16 protein-coding genes and 1 riboswitch are annotated in these 14,386 nt (G+C 72.0%); of the genes, 7 read left to right on the forward strand and 9 right to left on the reverse strand.

Annotated elements, in window-relative coordinates; translation table 11 throughout:
- The first annotated feature begins 95 nt into the window (after positions 1-95).
- Positions 96-332 (forward strand): (2Fe-2S)-binding protein, encoded by a 237-nt coding sequence (locus C6N31_RS04390; protein WP_138356170.1) that lies wholly within the window; start codon positions 96-98, stop codon positions 330-332.
- A 24-nt stretch (positions 333-356) separates the two neighbouring features.
- Here C6N31_RS04390 and bfr read toward each other — a convergent pair whose 3' ends face one another.
- Positions 357-836 (reverse strand): bacterioferritin, encoded by a 480-nt coding sequence (bfr, locus tag C6N31_RS04395; protein ID WP_138356169.1) that lies wholly within the window; start codon positions 834-836, stop codon positions 357-359.
- A 163-nt stretch (positions 837-999) separates the two neighbouring features.
- On the opposite strand from bfr, the gene C6N31_RS04400 reads away from it, so the two are divergent.
- A complete protein-coding gene (locus tag C6N31_RS04400; RefSeq protein WP_198357153.1) occupies positions 1,000-1,614 on the forward strand; it encodes a sulfite oxidase-like oxidoreductase in 615 nt (204 codons plus the stop codon).
- An 8-nt stretch (positions 1,615-1,622) separates the two neighbouring features.
- Here the strand turns inward: C6N31_RS04400 and C6N31_RS04405 are convergent, their stop codons facing one another.
- The 6 genes from C6N31_RS04405 to thiO form a co-directional block, all read right to left on the reverse strand.
- A complete protein-coding gene (locus C6N31_RS04405; RefSeq protein ID WP_138356167.1) occupies positions 1,623-2,138 on the reverse strand; it encodes a DUF4396 domain-containing protein in 516 nt (171 codons plus the stop codon).
- An 81-nt stretch (positions 2,139-2,219) separates the two neighbouring features.
- Entirely contained in the window at positions 2,220-3,098 is an 879-nt protein-coding gene (locus C6N31_RS04410) for a deoxyribonuclease IV (protein ID WP_187144836.1), read from the reverse strand.
- Positions 3,086-5,074: a Stk1 family PASTA domain-containing Ser/Thr kinase gene (gene pknB, locus C6N31_RS04415; protein WP_198357154.1), complete on the reverse strand. Its 1,989-nt coding sequence runs from the start codon at positions 5,072-5,074 to the stop codon at positions 3,086-3,088. Before pknB ends, C6N31_RS04410 begins: the two co-directional genes overlap by 13 nt.
- A 174-nt stretch (positions 5,075-5,248) precedes the next feature.
- Entirely contained in the window at positions 5,249-6,079 is an 831-nt protein-coding gene (locus C6N31_RS04420) for a thiazole synthase (RefSeq protein WP_138356165.1), read from the reverse strand.
- Between the two features lie 4 nt (positions 6,080-6,083).
- Complete coding sequence (gene thiS / locus C6N31_RS04425; protein ID WP_138356164.1) at positions 6,084-6,284, reverse strand: sulfur carrier protein ThiS; 201 nt, start codon at positions 6,282-6,284, stop codon at positions 6,084-6,086.
- Entirely contained in the window at positions 6,281-7,441 is a 1,161-nt protein-coding gene (gene thiO, locus C6N31_RS04430; protein ID WP_138356163.1) for a glycine oxidase ThiO, read from the reverse strand. The genes thiS and thiO overlap by 4 nt, the downstream gene beginning before the upstream one ends.
- Positions 7,438-7,551, reverse strand: a riboswitch (TPP riboswitch). (Overlaps the previous gene by 4 nt.)
- Before the next feature lie 114 nt (positions 7,552-7,665).
- Between thiO and C6N31_RS04435 the strand changes: the two genes are divergently transcribed.
- The 5 genes from C6N31_RS04435 (at position 7,666) to C6N31_RS04455 (ending at position 12,067) form a co-directional block, all read left to right on the forward strand.
- On the forward strand, positions 7,666-8,922 hold the full coding sequence (locus C6N31_RS04435; RefSeq protein WP_198357155.1) for an NAD(P)/FAD-dependent oxidoreductase: 1,257 nt from the start codon (positions 7,666-7,668) through the stop codon (positions 8,920-8,922).
- A 99-nt stretch (positions 8,923-9,021) separates the two neighbouring features.
- Positions 9,022-9,387, forward strand: a complete 366-nt coding sequence (locus C6N31_RS04440; RefSeq protein WP_138356161.1) for an Rv2175c family DNA-binding protein — start codon at positions 9,022-9,024, stop codon at positions 9,385-9,387.
- 69 nt (positions 9,388-9,456) lie between these two features.
- Positions 9,457-10,116, forward strand: coding sequence for a thiamine phosphate synthase (thiE, locus tag C6N31_RS04445; protein WP_138356160.1), 660 nt, complete (start codon positions 9,457-9,459; stop codon positions 10,114-10,116).
- A gap of 199 nt (positions 10,117-10,315) precedes the next feature.
- Positions 10,316-11,233, forward strand: coding sequence for a methylenetetrahydrofolate reductase [NAD(P)H] (gene metF, locus C6N31_RS04450; RefSeq protein ID WP_138356159.1), 918 nt, complete (start codon positions 10,316-10,318; stop codon positions 11,231-11,233).
- A 27-nt stretch (positions 11,234-11,260) separates the two neighbouring features.
- Entirely contained in the window at positions 11,261-12,067 is an 807-nt protein-coding gene (locus C6N31_RS04455) for a hypothetical protein (protein WP_138356158.1), read from the forward strand.
- A 90-nt stretch (positions 12,068-12,157) separates the two neighbouring features.
- Here C6N31_RS04455 and C6N31_RS04460 read toward each other — a convergent pair whose 3' ends face one another.
- Together C6N31_RS04460 and C6N31_RS04465 are read right to left on the reverse strand one after the other, a co-directional pair.
- Entirely contained in the window at positions 12,158-13,624 is a 1,467-nt protein-coding gene (locus C6N31_RS04460; protein WP_198357156.1) for a phytoene desaturase family protein, read from the reverse strand.
- 49 nt (positions 13,625-13,673) lie between these two features.
- Positions 13,674-14,273 (reverse strand): DUF4126 domain-containing protein, encoded by a 600-nt coding sequence (locus C6N31_RS04465; RefSeq protein WP_138356156.1) that lies wholly within the window; start codon positions 14,271-14,273, stop codon positions 13,674-13,676.
- Positions 14,274-14,386 lie beyond the last annotated feature (113 nt).

Raw genomic sequence — 14,386 nt, forward strand, 5'->3', positions numbered from 1 at the left:
GGCGCGGATCACACAGATCCGCGCCCCTTGCCGCTTTTCACCGACGGACGTGCCGGGTAAGGTAAGGGTAACCTCAGCCCAGGCGCCCGAGAGGGGTGAACCGCGTGTACGTGTGCTCTTGCTTCGGCATCACCGAGCAGCAGGTCAAGCAGCACGCGGATTCCGGCGCCTGCAGCCCCCGCAAACTCGCCTCGGCCTGCAAGGCCGGCACCGACTGCGGGTCGTGCGTCAAGCGCATCCAGGCGCTGCTCGGCCGAACGTCGACGCCGGTGGCCCGGCCGGCCGCTGCGCAGCTGGCCGCCACGGAAGAGCCGATGGCCGAAGCGGCCTGAGCTGTCCGCTGCGCGGGACCGGCGTCAGCTCTCCGGTTGTTCGATGAGCTGCGCGATGTAGAGCGGCTCGCCCAGCTTCTCCACCAGTTCGAGCTGGGTGTCGAGGTAGTCGATGTGGTGCTCCTCGTCGGCGAGGATCGACTCGAAGATGTTCGCCGAGGTGATGTCGCCCTTGGTCCGCATGACCTCGACGCCGCGCTTGAGGCGGTCGATGGCCTCGACCTCGACCTGGCGGTCGGCCTGGAACATCTCGGTGACCGTCTGGCCCACCCGTACATGGAACAGCCGCTGGTAGTTCGGCAGGCCGTCGAGGAAGAGGATGCGGTCGGTCAGCAGTTCCGCGTGCTTCATCTCGTCGATGGATTCCGAGCGGGTGTATTTCGCGAGCTTCGTCCAACCGAAGTTCTCCTGCATCTTCGCGTGCAGGAAGTACTGGTTGATCGCGGTCAGCTCTGCGGTCAGCTGTTCGTTGAGGAACTCGATGACCTCGGGGTCGCCCTGCATGGCAACGCCGTCCTTCCAAAGGGAATCGACAAGATGGCCGCATCTTTGCACTGCGGGCACGGCTGATCCAGTAAGTGCACGCTTACATCCGGTGGGGACCGGCGGTCCCGAATCGGGCCCAGCCCGGTCAGAAGCACTGGGTCCGGTCTGTCACCATGGAGTCATGGGTCAGTCCGAAAGCCGTGCGGGTGAGCTTCCCCCGGGGCAGCGGCTACAGCGGGGCTGGCCGGTCACCCACTACGGTCCCGTGCCGCGCTTCAAGCCGGACCGGTGGGAGTTCCGGGTCTTCGGGAACACGGCCGACGGGGACAAACACTGCTGGAACCACGAGGAGTTCTCGGCGCTGCCGTACTCGATCGTGAAGGCCGACTTCCACTGCGTGACGAAGTTCAGCATGGTCGGCATGGAGTGGGGCGGGGTCTCCGCCGCGACGGTACTGCGGCTCGCGCCCCCGGCCCCCAGCGTCACGCACGTGATGGTGTGGGCGGAGTACGGCTTCAGCTCGAATCTCCGGATCGAGGACTTCTCCGACGACAAGTCGATATTCGCCACCCACAAGGGCGGCGAACCGCTGACCGCGGAGCACGGTTTCCCGGCCCGGCTGGTGGTCCCGCACCTCTACGCCTGGAAGGGGCCCAAATGGGTCAGGGGCGTGGAGTACATGACCGCCGACCGCCGCGGCTTCTGGGAGGAGCGCGGCTATCACAACGTCGGCAGCCCCTGGTCGGAGCAGCGCTACTCCTACCAGGAGGAGCCCGGGGACGGCCCGGAGCTCTGACCGCCTGATCAGTGGTACTGGTGGACGACCGCGTGGCCCTTGCCGCGGCCTATCAGCCACTTGTTGACCGGTGTGGTCACGAGGAACGCGACGACGAACGACAGCGCCAGGCTCACCCAGAAGAGTGCGTCCGACAGGGTCGCGTCCATGGCGCCGGGAAAGACGATGATCGTCCCGTTGTCGGCGAGCTCCATGAAGATGATGGAGACGGTGTCGGCGGCGAGCGCGACCCGGAACGCGGCGCGCAGGTCGAGTCCGGCGCGCAGGACCCCGCGCATGGTGAGCGCGTAGCCGAAGGCGAAGGCCAGCACGATGGCCAGGATCATCGTCGGAACGTTGTGCCAGCCGAGCGCGGTGCCGATCAGCATGCCGAGGACCTCGCCGATGGCGCAGCCGGTGAGGCAGTGCAGGGTCGCCGTCGCCGCCATGCGCCAGGACGCGGAGCCGTGGGCGGCATGCCCTTCGTGGCCGGTCTGTGGTTCGTGGTGCGTGTGTTCTTGGTGCGTCGTGTGGTCGTGCTGCATGACGTTCCACCCCCATCAGGAATCGCCGGTTGGTTGCTCTGCAGCCAACCGTATACCCCCAGGGGGTATTCCCGTAAGGGGTTATCCGTCCTGCGGACCGTCCCTCAGCGCCTTCAGGAGCGCCACGTCCGCGGCATGGCCCTCGGGCCCGCCCGGTGTCTCGATGATCAGCGGAACCCCGGCGGTGGCCGGGTGGCGGAACAGCTCGCGGAACGGCTCGGCACCGATGTGGCCGGCCCCGATGTTCTCGTGCCGGTCCTTGTGGGCGCCGCTCACGTCCTTGGAGTCATTGGCGTGGATCAACTTCAGCCGGCCCTCGCCGACGGTGTCCACCAGCTCGTCGAGCAGCAGCTTCATCCCGCCGGGCGCCGCCATGTCGTGCCCGGCCGCGAAGGCGTGGCAGGTGTCCAGGCAGACCCCGAGCTTCGGATGCCGGTCGAGGGCGTCGGCGTACGGGCCCAGGTCCTCGATCAGCGAGCAGAGCGAAGCGCCCTGGCCCGCGGTCGGCTCCAGCAGCAGCCATGGGTCGTCGTCGTGGGTGAGCTCGTCGAGCAGCGGCAGCATGTGCTCCCGCACCTGTGCCAGGGCGGTCGAGCGGGGCCGCCCGCCCGTCGCGGACCCAGTGTGCACCACCACGCCCAGCGCGCCGATCTCCCGGCCCCGGCGCAGCGAGTGGCGCAGTGATTCCACCGACTTCTCGACCGTCGCCGGGGTGTCCGAGCCGAAGTTGATCAGATACGGGGCGTGGACGTACGCGGGCACCGACCCGGCGGCGCGGCCCGCGCGGAACAGCTCGTCCTGCCGCGGATCGCCGGGCGGGGTGGCCCAGCCGCGCGGGTTGGCCACGAAGACCTGGACGGCCTCGGCCGTCAGCCGCTCGGCGTTGGCCAGCCCGACGGTCGCGAGGCCGCCGGCCACCTGCACATGGCCGCCGACGGGATTGCGGTTCACCGGACCCACACGGTGATCGTGGCGCCCCTGGGCGCCTGCTGGCCCCCCTCCGGCGACTGGCTGAACACGGTGTCGCCGAAGAACGCGTGCATCACCCGGATGTCGAAGCCGGCGTTCTTGAGGATCTGCTTCGCGTCGCCCGCGCTCCTGCCCTTCACATCCGGCACGTCGAAGAGCTGCTGTCCCTTGGAGATCGTGATCGTGACGGTGTCGCCCGCGCCGGCCTGGGTGCCCTTGCCCGGCGTCTGGAGGGCCACCTTGTCCTTGTCGGCCACGTCCGAGAAGACCTTGTCCGGGGCGAGCACGACGTTCAGCCCGGCGTCCTGCAGCGCCTGCTGGGCGTCGGCGACCGAATCCCCGACCACGTCGGGGACATCCACCGGGGCGCCCTTGCTGACGACGATCGACACGACGGCGTCCGGCGAGCGCTTCGTACCGGCCGGCGGGTCCGTGGAGATCACGGCGCCCTTGGGTACGTCCTCCGTGAACTCCTGCGTCACCGTGCCCGGCGTCAGCGCCGCGCCCTTGATCTGCTCCTGCGCCACGGCCAGCGTCTTGCCCGTGACATCGGGTACGTGGACCTCCTGCGGCCCCTTGGAGACGGCCAGCGTGACCTCGGCGTTGCTGCGGACGCGCCGGCCCGGTCCGGGATCGGTGGAGATCACCTGGCCGCGGGGAACGGTGAGGCTGAAGCCGGTGGTGACCTTGGTGTGCAGCCCCGCGTGGTCGAGCTTCTGCTGCGCGTCCGCCTGCGACAGCGCGAGAACGGCCGGGACCTTGGTGAACTGGCCGTCGCTGATGTACCAGACGCCGGCGCCGACCCCGAGGATCAGCAGCGCCGCCACGATCACCGCGAGCACACCGCGCCGCGGGCCGCGCCGGGCGGTACGGTGCCCCGCGGGCCCCGACGGTCCCGGCGGGCCGGCCGGAACCGGCGGCAGCGGCGGCGGAAGCTGGAGAACGCTCGTGCGGTTGAGCTCCTCCTCGGCCGGCAGGACCGGCCGGGAGATGACGCTGGTCTGCTCCTCGTCGCCCGGCGCGCCCTGGGAGTCCTTCAGCCAGCCGGTGCCCGGAACGGCGTCCTGCGGCTCCTGAGCGTCCGGCACCGCCCGCGGCGGCACCAGGTCCAGCTGCTCCTGGCTCAGCGCCTGACGGGTGGTGTGCAGCTGTGCGAGCAGCTCCACGGCGTCGGCGGGCCGCAGCTGCGGGTCACGCGCGGCGGCCCGGCCGACCAGCGCGTCCAGCACGGGCGCCAGCCCGGGGACGGCCTCGGACGGCGCGACGATGTCCTCGTTCAGCACGTGGAAGATCACCTGCATCGGCGTACCGCCGGTGTGCGGCTTCCCGCCGGTCAGCATCTCGTACAGCAGCACGCCGCAGGCGTACACGTCCGTGCGCTGGTCTATGGTGCCGTGCTCGATCTGCTCCGGGGCGAGGTACGAGACCGTGCCCAGCACCGAGCCGGTCGTCACGCTGGTGTTGGTGTCGACCGCCCGGACCAGGCCGAAGTCCACGACCTTCACCCGGCCGTCGTCGCCGATCAGGACGTTCTCCGGCTTCACGTCCCGGTGGATGAGCCCGGCCCGGTGCGCGGCGCCGAGCGCGGCCAGCACCGGCTCCAGGATGTCCAGCGCGGCCCGTGGCTGCAGGGCGCCGCGCTCGCGCAGCACGTCGCGCAGCGTGCAGCCCGCGATGTACTCCATGGCCAGGTACACGAACGTGCCGTCCGTGCCCTGGTCGTACACGCCGACGACATTCGGGTGCGCGAGCCGGGCCACCGCCTTCGCCTCGCGGATGAAGCGGTCGACGAAACCGGCGTCGGCCGCCAGCCCGGGGTGCATCACCTTCAGCGCGAGCACCCGGTCGAGGCGGGTGTCCACAGCCCGGTAGACCGTGGCCATACCGCCGACGGCGATGCGCGCCTCGACCCGGTAGCGGCCATCGAGCGTCTGCCCGACGAGGGGATCCTGCAGGGTCGTATCCACGACACGGAAGTCTACGAGCCGCCGCCGACCCGTCTCGCCGAACGCGGCCGTACTGTGTCCCGCCCGTAGCGATCCGGGACGCAACCGTGACCGTCCGCCCCGGTGGGAGCGCTCCAGGCGGCGGATCGGATCCCGGACCGGGGCCCGGATCCGCCGCCCGGAGCGGGTCGTGGATCAGGTCCCGCTGAAGGCGGGCCGCTCCGGATCGAACGCGGCGACGCCCTCGACGGGGGACGACGCGGCGGCGTACTGCCGGCGGGGGATGCGTCCGGCCCGGAACGCGAGCCGCCCCGCCGCCACCCCGTGCCGCATGGCCTCCGCCATGAGAACCGGCTGCTGGGCGCGGGTCACGGCCGACGCCAGCATGACGGCGGCGCACCCCAGCTCCATGGCGAACGCCGCGTCGGACGCGGTGCCGGCCCCGGCGTCGAGGATGACCGGGACGCCCGCCCGCTCGGTGATCAGCTGGAAGTTGTGCGGATTGCGGATCCCGAGCCCGGAGCCGATCGGCGACCCCAGCGGCATGATCGCCGCGCAGCCGACGTCCTCCAGCTTGCGGGCGAGCACCGGATCGTCGTTGGTGTAGGGCAGGACGGTGAATCCGTCGTCGACCAGCGTCTCGGCGGCGTCCAGCAGCTCGACGGTGTCGGGCAGCAGGGTGCGCTCGTCGGCGATGACCTCGAGCTTGACCCAGTCGGTGCCCAGCGCCTCGCGGGCCAGCCGCGCGGTGAGGACGGCCTCGCCGGCGGTGAAGCAGCCGGCTGTGTTCGGCAGGACCCGGATGCCGTGCCGGCCCAGCACGGAGAGCACGGAGCCCTTCGTCGCCGGGTCGAGGCGGCGCATCGCCACCGTGGTGAGTTCGGTACCGGAGGCGAGCAGCGCCTGTTCGAGGATCTCCAGGCTGGGCGCACCACCGGTGCCCATGATCAGCCGGGAGGTGAAGGGGACGCCGGCGATGCGCAGGGTGTCGTCGGCGGCACCGGCCGTGTGCGGGGGGTGCGGCACGGGATCAGCCTCCCTGGACGGCGGTGAGGACCTCGACGCGGTCGCCGTCGGCGAGTGCGGTGGTGGTCCAGCGGCTGCGGGGGACGACGGTCTCGTTGAGAGCGGCGGCGACGCCCGAGGGGGCGGCGGTCAGGGAGGCGACGAGCCGGTCGAGGGTCAGGCCCTCGGTGATCTCGCGGGCCTCACCGTTGACGGAGACGGTCATGCGGGCTGCTCCTGAAGCGTGAAGCGTGCGGGGGAGAAGGGCCGGGCCGACTCCGGCACCGAGCCCGTCGTGAGCAGCTCGGCCATGATGTCGCCGGTCACCGGGGTCAGCAGCACACCGTTGCGGTGGTGGCCGGTGGCCAGCAGCAGACCGGGCAGCGCGCTGCGGCCGAGCAGCGGGGCGTTGTCGGGGGAGCCGGGGCGCAGGCCCGCGAGGGTCTCCACCAGCGGCAGTTCGGTGAGCCCCGGCACCAGTTCGTGGGCGTCGCGCAGCAGTTCGTAGACGCCGCCCGCGGTGACCGTGGTGTCCCAGCCGAGTTCCTCGCTGGTCGCGCCCACGACGAGCTCGCCGTTCTCGCGCGGCACGAGATACACCTGGCCGCCGCGCACCACGGCCCGCACCGTGCGGGAGAGGAACGGCGCGTAGCCCGGTGGGATGCGCAGCCGCAGGATCTGCCCCTTGACCGGGCGGACCGGCGGCAGGGCGTGCTCGGGGATGCCCGGCAGACCGCCGCTGCGGCTGCCCGCCGCGAGCACGGTCTGCTCGGCGGCGAGCACGGTGCCGTCGTCCAGCACCGCGCCGGTGGCGTGGTCCCGGACGGTCTCGATCCGGGCCACCGAACTCCGGTGCAGTGCCACGCCCGCGAGTTCGGCCGCGCGCAGCAGCGCGGCGGCCAGCCGGCGCGGATCGACCTGGTGGTCGCCGTCGACACGCAGTCCGCCTCGCACACCGGGCGCCAGCATCGGCTCCAGCCGGCGGCACTCCCGGCCGGACAGCCACTCGGACTGCAGGCCCAGCGACGTCTGGAAGGCGTGCAGTTCGCGCAGGTCGGCGCGGTCGTCGGCGTCCAGGGCGACGGCGAGCGTGCCGCACCGCCGGTAGCCGAGGCCCAGCCCGGTGGCGTCCTCCAGCTCGGCGGCGAAGGACGGATAGCGGCGGGCCGACGCGAGGTTGAGGTCGAGCAGCGTCTGCTCGCCGTACTGCAGCTCGGTGACGGCGGCCAGCATGCCGGCCGCGACATGCGCGGCACCGCCGCCCGGCGCCGGGTCGGCGACCGCGGTGCGCAGCCCGCGCTGCGCGGCGCGCCAGGCCGTGACGAGTCCGATGATTCCGCCGCCCACGACCAGTACGTCGTAGCGGTGGCGAGATGGATGCATGAGTGTCCCGCTCCTCCCTTCGCCGGCATGACCCGGATCAGGTTCGTACGGTCGGCGGCCGGTCAGCCGCCCTCTCAGCCCGGTACGTCCGGACTCCCGCGAGTGCGTTAGCCCCGCCACCCTAGTACGCGGGCCCGAACGGCGGTAAGGGAGCACCGTTCGGGCGGGAGGGGAGTGCGGAGACAGGGGGATCGGATTTCGCACTGGTGGCCTGCCGGTAATCAATGGGGCGTTACGGTGATCGTGTGAGCCAGCCAAGCGCCGAGCGCGCAGTGATCGTCGGGGCCGGGATGGCCGGAGTGCAGACCGCTGTGTCGTTGCGGGAACAGGGGTGGCGCGGCGACATCACGCTGATCGGCGCCGAGCCGCACGCACCGTACGACCGCCCGCCGCTGTCCAAGTCCGTACTCCTCGGCACGGCCGAGGGCTCGCCCTTCGACGTGGACTTCAACGGCCTCGGCGTCGAGTTGCTGCTCGGCCGGCACGTGAGCGCGCTGAGCGCCGCGGAACGGCACGTGGCCACCGAAGAGGGCCTGGTCCGGTACGACCGGCTGGTGCTCGCCACCGGCGCCCACCCGGTGGCACTGCCCGGCAGCGAGGGCATCCCGGGCGTCTTCATGCTGCGCACCCTGGACGACGCCGCCGAGCTGCGGCCGGTGCTCGACGAGAAGCGCGACGTCGTCGTGGTCGGGGCGGGCTGGATCGGCGCGGAGTTCGCCACGGCGGCCCGCCAGGCGGGCTGCGCGGTGACCGTCGTCGAGGCGGCCGACCGGCCGCTGGCCGGAGTCCTGCCGGGCTCCGTCACCGACCACATGCGCGGCTGGTACGCGGACGCGGGCGCCGAACTGATCACCGGGACCGCGGTAGCGGCCGTCGAGCCCGGCGCGGTGCTGCTCGCCGACGGGAGGCGGCTGCGGGCCGGGGCCGTCGTCGTCGGCATCGGCGCCCGGCCGGCCACCGGCTGGCTGGCGGGCTCCGGCGTCGAGCTGGGACCGGACCGCTCCGTGCTGGCCGACGACCGGCTGCGGACCTCCGTCGCCGATGTCTTCGCGGTGGGGGACTGCGCGTCCTTCCCGTCCGCGCGCTTCGGCGAGCGGCTGCTCGTCCACCACTGGGACAACGCGGTCCAGGGGCCGCGCGCCGCCGCCGCCAATGTGCTGGGCGGCGACGAGGTCTACGACCCGGTCCCGTACTTCTGGTCCGAGCAGTTCGGCCGTTTCGTGCAGTACGCGGGGCACCACTCCGCCACCGACACGATGCTGCTGCGCGGCGACCTGACCGGGCCCGCCTGGTCCGTCTGCTGGCTGCGGGACGGCGTGCTCGCGGCGCTGCTCGCGGTCGGCCGCCCGCGCGACCTGGCTCAGGGCCGCAAGCTCATCGAACGCGGCGCCCATCTCGACCCGGGCCTCGTCACCGACCCCGCGGTCCCGCTCAAGACCGCGGTACAGGCCACCCCCGGCAACAGCCCCGCGGGCGTCTGAGGCCAAAACCGGGCCTGCGCGTCAATTGTGGTCAAACCGTCAGGCCCGGCGGCGGCGAACCGGTACGCGGGTGCCCGTCAGGGATGGCACGCTTGTCCCGTGACCGAGATCGACGCAACGATTGATGCCCTCGTACCTTCCTGGCTGAACCTCCCCGAGGTCGCCGAGCGACTGGGTGTGCCCATCACCCGGGTCCGCCCGATGATCAAGGAGAAGCTGTTCCTGGCGATCCGCCGCGGTGAGAACCGGGTCCTGATGGTCCCCGCCGACTTCATCGGCGAGGGAAGCATCGTCAAGGGGCTGCCCGGCCTGCTGACGGTCCTCAAGGACAACGGCTTCAGCGACGAAGAGGTGCTGGAGTGGCTGTTCACCGCGGACCCGACGCTGCCCGGCACGCCCATCCAGGCACTGAAGGAGAACCGCGGGACCGAGGTGAAGCGCCGCGCCCAGGCGCTCGCCTTCTAGATCCCCTCAGCCGCCTGCCCGCAGGCCCGTAACGCAGTCAGGACCCGCAGCACCGAGGGGGAGCGCACCATGACCACGCCGAACACCGTCCGTGAGCGGTTCGCCGACGCCCGGCTGTATCTGTGCACCGACGCCAGGACCGGGCGGGGCGACCTGGCCGAGTTCGCGGACGCGGTGCTCGGCTCGGACGTCGACGTCATCCAGCTGCGCGCCAAGGGGATCGAGGCCCGCGACGAGCTGGACGCGCTCGCGGTCCTGGCCGACGCGTGCCGCCGGCACGGAAAACTGCTCGCGGTGAACGACCGGGCGGATGTCGCGCACGCGTCGGGCGCGGACGTGCTGCACCTGGGGCAGGGCGACCTGCCGGTACCCGCCGCTCGCGCGATCCTGGGCGAGGACGTGGTCATCGGACGGTCCTGCCACGCGGAGTCCGAGGCCGCGGCGGCCGCCGCGGAGCCCGGTGCGGACTACTTCTGCACCGGACCGGTCTGGCCCACCCCGACCAAGCCCGGCCGGCACGCGCCGGGCCTGGACCTGGTGCGGTACGCGGCCTCGCTGGAGACCGACCGGCCCTGGTTCGCGATCGGCGGGATCGACCTGGCCAACGTCGAGCAGGTGCTGGAGGCCGGGGCCCGGCGGATCGTCGTCGTCCGGGCGATCACCGAGGCCGACGACCCGGCCGCCGCGGCGGCCGCACTGGCGAAGATCGTCACCTCGTACGACGGCTGACCCCTCCCCCTGATGCGCCCCGCCACGGCCCGGTCACGCTCTGACCGATCGTGATCGGCCACCGGGTGTCCGACAGGCGTCCACTCCGTACCCCGCGCGTCACCAGCGCGTGTCCAAAGGATGGACGAGGGTGGGGCGCAAGCGGATAAATCGCCCGTCCTGGTTACGGGCGGTCGCGAGGCGCGGATACCCTTCGGGTATGGCCCTTGGGACAGCTTCCACCCGGACCGATCACGCGGTCACCATTCGTGAACTTCTCGCGTCCGGCGAGCGGTCGTATTCGTTCGAGTTCGCCGCGCCGAAGACCGAGAAGGGCGAGCGGACGCTCTGGAACGCCATCCGCCGCATCGAGGCGGTAGGGCCGACCTTCGTGTCCGTGACCTACGGAGCCGGCGGATCGTCCCGTGAGGGCACCGTCCGCGCCACCGACCGGATCGTCTCCGACACCACCCTGACCCCGGTCGCGCACCTGACGGCGGTCAACCACTCGATCGCCGAGCTGCGCAACATCATCGGGCAGTACGCCGACGCCGGGATCCGGAACATCCTCGCGGTGCGCGGCGACCCGCCCGGCGACCCGCTCGGCGAGTGGGTCAAGCACCCCCAGGGCCTGCTGTACGCCGCCGACCTGGTCCGGCTCATCAAGGAGTCCGGCGACTTCTGCGTCGGCGTCGCGGCATTCACCGAGATGCACCCGCGCTCCAGCGACTGGGAGTCCGACACCCGGAACTTCGTCGACAAGTGCCGCGCCGGGGCCGACTTCGCGATCACCCAGATGTTCTTCGACGCGGACGACTACTTCCGGCTGCGTGACCGGGTGGCCGCCGCCGGCTGCACGACCCCGATCATTCCCGAGGTCATGCCGGTCACCAACGTGCGACAGATCGAGCGCTTCGCTCAGCTCGGCAACGCGCCTTTCCCGCCGGAGCTGGCGGACCGTATCCTCGCGGTGAAGGACGATCCGGCGGCGGTGCGGGCGATCGGCATCGAGTTCACGACCGAGATGTGCCGGCGCCTGATGGCCGAGGACATCCCCGGACTCCACTTCATTACTCTTAACCACTCCACGGCGTCGCTGGAAATCTACGAGAATCTCGGTCTGCACCAGAGGTCGTGACCGCTCGTAAGGTGAGGAAGTGCGGACATGGGCTACACGCTGCTCTACATCGCGTTCGGCGTGGTCGCGCTGTGGCTGCTCGGTGAGGTGCTGCTGCAGTACAAGGCGCGGCTGCGCTGGCGGCTGCTCGCCTTCGCGGGATTCCTGGGAGTCGTCGGGGGTGTCTCGCTCCGCAACGCCATCGTCATCGCGGTCGGCGCCATCGCGTTCGGCACCGGCCAGACGTTCGTGACGATGTCCTACCGGCAGGGCTTCTCCACCGGCTGGGCGCTCGGCGGCAGCCCCGGCTCCAGCCGCCGCCGCAAGGGCACCCGCGGTGCGGGCGCCGGGGCGGGCGAGCCCGTCCTCGAGGTCAGCCCCATCGAGGAGGTGTCCGAGGGACCCGAACTGGCGACGGTCTACCAGGCGATGCCGGTGCTCGACGACACCGGCGAGTACGGGATCTACGACGGCCAGTCGTCCTACACCCCCGACCCGTACACCAGCGGTGGCTACGAGGGCTACGGCGCCCAGGGCTACGAGGGCTGGGGCGGTGGCGGCGAGCAGCAGCCGCAGCCCGCGGCGGCGGACGCGTACGCCTGGGGCGGTCAGCAGGACTACGACCCCGCCTACGCGGCTCCGTACCAGGACCCGGGCCAGCAGCAGTACACCCCGCAGTACGACCACGAGTTCGGCTACGACACGCCGCCCGGCGGTGTCTGGGTCCCGCAGCAGCAGTCCACCGAGCCGCAGTTCAACGAGCCGCAGCAGCAGGCGTACATCCCGCAGCAGCCCCAGCAACCGCAGTACGAGCAGTCGCAGTACGCGGATCCGTACGACCCCTACCGCTACTAGGGCGCGTGCCAGGCGTCGTGGGCCAGGCGGGACTTTCGCAACACGCCCTGGGACCGCTGCTCGGTCCTGACCGGTCCTGGGCGGATGGCCCTAGCGGCTGCCGCCCGGGCCGCCCGCGATCAGGTCCGCGACGATCGCGCCCGACATGCCGGCGTGCGCCAGGCCGCCGCCGGGGTGCGACCAGCCGCCCACGGAGTACAGCCCGGGGACGGCGGAGCGGTTGGCCGGGTGGAGATGCAGACCGCCCGCGCCCGCCAGGGCGGGGCCGGGCACCGCGCCGCCCGGGGCGCCGGTCTCCCGTTCGGTGTCGGCGGGGGTGCGCACCTCACGCCACAACTCCCGCTCGCGCAGACCCGGAACGGCCGCCTCTGCGGCCTTCACGACCCGCTCGGCGAAGCCCGCGGCGGCGCCGGGCGCCGCCCAGTCCGCCCCGCCGGCCGTCGTCGCCACGGTGACCTGGAGGGTCACCGCCTCGTGCGACGCGTCGGGGACCGTCGACGGGTCGTCGGGACGCAGCACCGTCACGGTCGGGGAGTCACAGGGCCCGGCGCCGGAGAAGACGGACTCCCACTCCGCGCGGCCGTCCGCCGCGTGCACCACGGTGCGGTGTGCGGTGCCCGCCGGTCGGGGACCCCGCAGCGCCAGGCACACCACGAACCTGCCGGGCATGCCTCCTGCGGCGTGGGGCTCCCCGGGAGCGGGCAGCGGGGCTCCCGCGACCACCGTGTCCGCGTCGATCCGCCGCCCGTCGGCGAGGTCGAGACCGCAGGCCCGGCCGTCCTCCGCGGTCCTGACCCCGAGGACCTCGGCGCCGAAGTGGAACTCGACCTTGCGCGCCAGGCACCGCTCGTACACCGCGTCGGCGAGGGCCCGCATACCGCCGCTCACGTACCAGGCGCCGAAGGTCTGCTCCATGTACGGCAGCACGGTGGCGCTCGCCGGGACGGTGCGCGGGTCGAAGCCGTACGCGAGGGCGTAACTCGTCAGCAGGGCGGCCGCCCTGGGGTCGGCCAGCTCGCGTTCGGCGACGGAGGCGAGGGACGGGGCGCCGCGGCGGAACAGCCCGCGCCGCACGGCGGGGTAGGGGTCGCGGCCCAGCGGGGTGGTGTCGGCCGCCAGGGCGTCCTCCAGGAGCGGGCGGCGGGTGGCCTCCCAGACCTCGCGGGCCCGGCCGGTCACCTCACTCCAGCGCTCACCGGCGCCCGCACCGAACGCGCCGTCCAGCGCGCTGATGACGCCCGCGCGGGTGGCGTTCGGCAGCGACACGGCCGTGCCGTCCGGGAAGAGATGCCGGCTCGCCGGATCGACCTGCGCCAGGCCGACGCGGCTCTCCAGCGGTTCCTTGCCGGTCTTGACGAACAGATCGCGGTAGACGGCGGGCAGTTGGAGCAGACCAGGGCCGGTGTCGAAGGTGAAGCCGTCCCGGGCGAACCTTCCGACGGCTCCGCCGTACGTCGCCGAGCGCTCGTAGACCGCCACCCGGTGGCCGCCGACGGCCAGCCGGGCCGCCGTCGCCATTGCGCCCATACCCGCGCCGATTACCGCGATCCGTGCCATGTCAGGGACTGTATCGGGCGGCACCGACAGCGCCGTCCGGCAGGTCGTCTCAGGTCGGCGCGACCAGCCGCTTCTCCGCGCGCCGGGCCTTCCAGCGGCGCAGGAAGCGGCGGATCCGGGAGAACAGGAAGACGACCGTGATGATGCCGAGCACCAGTATCGTGCCCGCGATGATCGCGGCGGCGAGCGGATGGAAGAGCGCGAAGACGATGATCGCGGAGACACCGAGGTCCTCGGCGAGGCTGAGGACGATGTTGCTGGCCGGTTCGGGCGAGGTGTTGACCGCTATCCGCGTACCGGCCTTGACGAGGTGGCTGGCGAGCGCCGTCGAGCCGCCGATCGCGGCGGCGGCCAGCTCCGGCAGCGAACCGTTCTGCCCGGCGAGCAGCGCCGCGACCACCGCTCCGGCGACCGGGCGGATGACGGTGTGCACCACGTCCCACGCCGAGTCCACGAACGGGATCTTGTCGGCGACGGCCTCGCACAGGAACAGCACCCCGGCGACGATCAGCACATCGGGCCGCTCCAGGGACGCGGGTACCTCGTCGGTGACCCCGGTCGCGCCCATCAGGCCGAGCAGGAACACCACGGCGTAGGCGTTGATCCCGCTCGCCCAGCCGCTGGTGAACACGAGCGGAAGTACCGACATGGTCCGGATCGTAGCGAACCGTCCACAGGGAGCGGAGGCGAAACCACGCAGTTATGAGTACTGGTACCTAGACGAAGACTTGAGTAGGAGCGCGGATGGGCCGCGGCCCCCGT

It is taken from the genome of Streptomyces fildesensis, assembly GCF_016107395.1.
Taxonomy (GTDB): Bacteria; Actinomycetota; Actinomycetes; order Streptomycetales; family Streptomycetaceae; genus Actinacidiphila; species Actinacidiphila fildesensis.

Excerpts from the sequence above, each read along its gene's own strand:
- thiO (WP_138356163.1), bottom strand. The coding sequence starts at position 7,441 with ATGCATCCATCTCGCCACCGCTACGACGTACTGGTCGTGGGCGGCGGA.
- C6N31_RS04455 (WP_138356158.1), top strand. The coding sequence starts at position 11,261 with ATGGGCTACACGCTGCTCTACATCGCGTTCGGCGTGGTCGCGCTGTGG.
- C6N31_RS04405 (WP_138356167.1), bottom strand. The coding sequence starts at position 2,138 with ATGCAGCACGACCACACGACGCACCAAGAACACACGCACCACGAACCA.
- bfr (WP_138356169.1), bottom strand. The coding sequence starts at position 836 with ATGCAGGGCGACCCCGAGGTCATCGAGTTCCTCAACGAACAGCTGACC.
- C6N31_RS04460 (WP_198357156.1), bottom strand. The coding sequence starts at position 13,624 with ATGGCACGGATCGCGGTAATCGGCGCGGGTATGGGCGCAATGGCGACG.
- C6N31_RS04400 (WP_198357153.1), top strand. The coding sequence starts at position 1,000 with ATGGGTCAGTCCGAAAGCCGTGCGGGTGAGCTTCCCCCGGGGCAGCGG.
- thiE (WP_138356160.1), top strand. The coding sequence starts at position 9,457 with ATGACCACGCCGAACACCGTCCGTGAGCGGTTCGCCGACGCCCGGCTG.
- metF (WP_138356159.1), top strand. The coding sequence starts at position 10,316 with ATGGCCCTTGGGACAGCTTCCACCCGGACCGATCACGCGGTCACCATT.
- C6N31_RS04435 (WP_198357155.1), top strand. The coding sequence starts at position 7,666 with ATGGGGCGTTACGGTGATCGTGTGAGCCAGCCAAGCGCCGAGCGCGCA.
- thiS (WP_138356164.1), bottom strand. The coding sequence starts at position 6,284 with ATGACCGTCTCCGTCAACGGTGAGGCCCGCGAGATCACCGAGGGCCTG.
- C6N31_RS04465 (WP_138356156.1), bottom strand. The coding sequence starts at position 14,273 with ATGTCGGTACTTCCGCTCGTGTTCACCAGCGGCTGGGCGAGCGGGATC.